Raw genomic sequence first — 539 nt, 5'->3', positions numbered from 1 at the left:
CCGAAGCTGTCCGACTCGACGGTCGGCAGGTCGGCGCGGCCGGTGTGCGGGTCGATCGCGACGACGGGGATCTCGGTCGACGCGCCGACGACCGTGGGGGTGACCATGATCGCGGCGTCGATGAGGGTGCCGGAGAGCCGACTGAGTGACCGCCGCTCCCACCCTTCGCCCTGTCCGTGCCGCGAACCGCTGTACGCCAGCAGGTCGAAGGCGGTGTCGTGCACGGCCGCGCCGACGCCCTTGAGGATCTCGGCGCTGAACGGCTCGAAGTCGGCCAGGAGCACCCCGATCACACCGGTGCGCCTGGCCCGCATGCTGCTCGCCACCAGGCTCGATTCGTAACCCAGTTCCTGCACCACGTCGAGCACGCGCCGGACCGTCGCATCCGCGATCCCGTAGCGTCCGTTCACCGCCTTCGACACGGTCGACACCGAGACGCCGGCAGCCTTCGCGACGTCGTGGATCGTGGTTCTCCCGCTCATGGTCGCCCAGCGTATCCGGGGATGCGGCCGCGATGGAAACTGTTTTCGAAAACGTTT

Annotated in this window: 1 protein-coding gene; it reads right to left on the bottom strand. The window is 68.6% G+C overall.

Translation table 11 applies throughout. The annotated features are described in order from the left end of the window. The coding region (locus ACNPM4_RS04990; RefSeq protein WP_448984897.1) for a LacI family DNA-binding transcriptional regulator at positions 1 to 482 on the bottom strand (482 nt) is incomplete at its 3' end. Positions 483 to 539: the final 57 nt, after the last annotated feature.

It is taken from the genome of Microbacterium umsixpiens, assembly GCF_053543675.1.
This window is presented reverse-complemented; position numbering and strand designations above follow the sequence as displayed.